This window comes from uncultured Chryseobacterium sp. (genome assembly GCF_913776365.1).
Lineage (GTDB): Bacteria > Bacteroidota > Bacteroidia > Flavobacteriales > Weeksellaceae > Chryseobacterium.
The window spans coordinates 1-3,182 of record NZ_CAJYMO010000282.1 but is presented as its reverse complement, the minus strand read 5'-3'; the positions used below and the strand labels follow the sequence as shown (position 1 = coordinate 3,182).

2 protein-coding genes and 1 pseudogene are annotated in these 3,182 nt (G+C 45.7%); 1 reads left to right on the top strand and 2 read right to left on the bottom strand.

Annotation, left to right across the window (positions count from 1 at the left end; all coding sequences use genetic code 11):
* Nucleotides 1-622 precede the first annotated feature (622 nt).
* Complete coding sequence (locus tag QZ735_RS14805) at nucleotides 623-985, bottom strand: hypothetical protein (protein WP_294249862.1); 363 nt, start codon at nucleotides 983-985, stop codon at nucleotides 623-625.
* A gap of 220 nt (nucleotides 986-1,205) precedes the next feature.
* Here QZ735_RS14805 and QZ735_RS14800 point away from each other — a divergent pair, with 220 nt between their 5' ends.
* Nucleotides 1,206-2,465 carry a photosystem II stability/assembly factor-like protein gene (locus QZ735_RS14800; RefSeq protein ID WP_294249860.1) on the top strand — a complete coding sequence of 420 codons (1,260 nt, stop codon included), beginning with the start codon at nucleotides 1,206-1,208 and terminating at the stop codon, nucleotides 2,463-2,465.
* 99 nt (nucleotides 2,466-2,564) lie between these two features.
* Here QZ735_RS14800 and QZ735_RS14795 read toward each other — a convergent pair.
* Nucleotides 2,565-3,182: pseudogene (locus QZ735_RS14795) on the bottom strand (AMP-binding protein); the annotation flags it as partial.

Here is a 3,182-nt window from a genome sequence, read left to right as displayed (position 1 = left end):
ATGTTAAGAATTGACCATTGACCAGCATAGCGGATTGACTATTGACAAAGTGTGAATGGTGAATTTTGCTTCACAAGTCAATTTTGCTTTGCAAGTGAATTTCAGGCCGGTGGAATAACGGGCACAAGCTCGGAAGCTTGCGACAGCGGTGAATGGTGAATTTTGCTCCGCAAGTGAATTTTCAGACTGATGTTAAGAATTCACCCTTGCCCAGCGCAGCGGATTGACTATTGACAAAGTGTGAATGGTGAATTTTGCTTCACAAGTCAATTTTGCTTTGCAAGTCAATTTTGCTTTGCAAGTGAATTTCAGGCCGGTGGAATAATGGGCACAAGCTCGGAAGCTTGCGCCAGCGATGAATGGTGAATTTGCTCCGCAAGTCAATTTTGCTTCGCAAGTGAATCTTCAGACTAATGTTAAGAATTGACCATTGACCAGCATAGCGGATTGACTATTGACAAAGTGTGAATGGTGAATTTTGCTCTGCAAGTCAGTTTTGTTCCGCAAGTGAATTTTCAGGCTGAGGTTAAGAATTCACCCTTGACCAGCGCAGCGGATTGACCCTTGACAAAAAATCCGCAGCAAGGCTGCAGATTTTTTATGCGGGAGAGGAGAATGATTATTAAAATCTCACTTCGGAATCCATGCCGTCGGTAGCGCCTTTGATCTTTACGTCCGGGCTGTTGTGGATTTCCGCCCTGTTATGGGAATCAATAAATCTTTTTACCGTCTGGTAATCGGCCTGATGGATGCTCATGTTATCGATCAGATAAGTTTTCAGGGCACCGTGGCTGCTGAAAATGCTGCCTGCATGCTCTGCCTGCGCAGCATCCCTTACAGCAACACTTACCAGCTGCGGCGCATGGCTTCCTTCATTGAGATAGACAATATAGTCTGAATTATCGAAACCTGACTGCTCCAGGTCAGCCTCTAAATTCTTATAATCGTTTCCGTAGTTAAAAATACCGGCTAAAACATTTGACATAGGTAAAGTTTTTAAATTTGTATTCTAAAAATAATAAAAATTGGTTGTATCTGCGTTATTTTTAATAAAATTTAATCCCTTTTACATCATGGTCTGCATTTAAGTCTTTTTATTGTAAAAAGATGGAATAAGACAGGGAACGGGTACAGATACAGGAACTTCAGGATACTGTTGTGTATCCGTCTGAAATAGCTGACATTTGTACTAAAATTAATATCCTATGAAAAAACTGATCCTGGCCCTTTCACTAATCAGCGTTTTAAGCAACGCTCAATATTCCTGGACTACCTTTTCCTATCCGCCTTCGAACGGCACCGGGCGATACGATGATGTATTCTTTCTGAATGAAAATCTGGGCTGGGCCGCAAAGGGAGGGAACGGGGCTGTGTTCAAGACAACCAACGGCGGGGCAACATGGACCCAGCAGACCGTAAGTGCGGCCACCAATCAATATTACCGCAATATTGAGTTTCTGAATGAGAATATCGGGTTTCTGGGCACGCTGAACAACGATTTTTATAAAACCACAGACGGCGGAACCACCTGGCAGCGGGTAAACAATATCGCTCCGTATCCCCAGGCCATCTGCGGACTGGATTGTGTGGGAACTTCCACCGTGTACGGTTGCGGGGCATGGTTTTATCCGGCCTACATCATCAAATCCACCGACAGCGGAAATACCTGGCAGTATATTGATATGTCCGCCTATGCGGAAGCTTTGGTAGAAGTTGCTTTTATCAGTGAAAACGTAGGCTTTGCTTCGGGATCCGATTCCAACGGAGCCGTTATCCTGAAAACAACGGATGGCGGAATGAACTGGACAAAGATCTACAACAGTAATATCCAGAACGAATATGTGTGGAAGATGCAGCTGCTGTCCAACAGTACGATCTTCTGTTCCATTGAATCGGAAACTCCGAATACAGGAAAACTGCTGAAGACTACCAACGGCGGCTTTACATGGGAAACAAAAGATTTACCGGATCCTTATGTGCAGGCAGTAGGCTTCACTTCCGCTACCCATGGCTGGATGGGAGGCCGCAGTACCGGGATCTACGAAACCTCAGACGGCGGAACGACCTGGACCAATACCGGAGTTGGGGCATCGCTCAACAGGATTTTTATCCTCAATAACAACCTGGCCTATGCCTCCGGAAAAAATATTTATAAGATGACTGCAGGCAGCCTCAGTACACAGGAGGCATCCGCCGAAAATACCGACCTGAAACTGAGCGTGGAGGTCGTCCCGAATCCGGTAAAAGACAAGCTTGCCATGAATGTCCATTTTATGCATTCTGACCACATCATTGTCGGGCTTTATGATATCTCAGGAAAATTTATCGGAAATATTATTAAAGATGATATACGGGATAAAGGCGTGAAAAAATATGCCGTTGACTTTAACTATCCGGCCGGACAGTACCTGCTGGACATCCATTCCAATCTGGGAAGACAGTCGGTAAAGATCATAAAGGAATAACCTGAGCAAGATACAAAAAAAGGATGCATGGCAATCGCCGCGCATCCTTTTTTATGGATCGTTATGATCTGATTTTATGATCCGGATATTCTGTTACTATCAGCCGAGCCTTTCATTTTTGATTTCCTCTACGATTTCCGGATTCAACAGCGTGGTGATATCCCCGAAGTTACTGAAATCGCCTTCTGCAATTTTCCTTAAGATGCGGCGCATGATTTTCCCGGAACGTGTCTTCGGAAGACCGGAGACAAACTGGATTTTATCAAGCTTGGCAATAGGGCCGATCTGCTCGGAGATCAGCTGGTTGATTTCCTTCTTCAGGTTTTCTTTCTGGCGCCCTTCCCCGGTTTCTTTCAGGATGACAAAACCATACAATGCATTTCCTTTGATGTCATGAGGGTAGCCTACGATTGCAGATTCCGCTACGGCCGGATGTTCATTGATGCTGTCTTCAATAGGCGCGGTTCCCAGGTTATGGCCGGAAACGATGATCACGTCGTCCACCCGCCCGGTGATCCTGTAGTAGCCGACTTCATCACGTAAAGCACCGTCACCGGTAAAGTATTTCCCGGGGAAAGCGGTGAAATAGGTTTCCTTGTATCGCTGATGGTCGCCCCAGATGGTTCTGGCAATTCCCGGCCACGGAAAACGGATGCAGAGGTTTCCCGTCACCTGGTTGCCCATGATCTCGTTGCGTTTGTCATCCATCAGAACGGG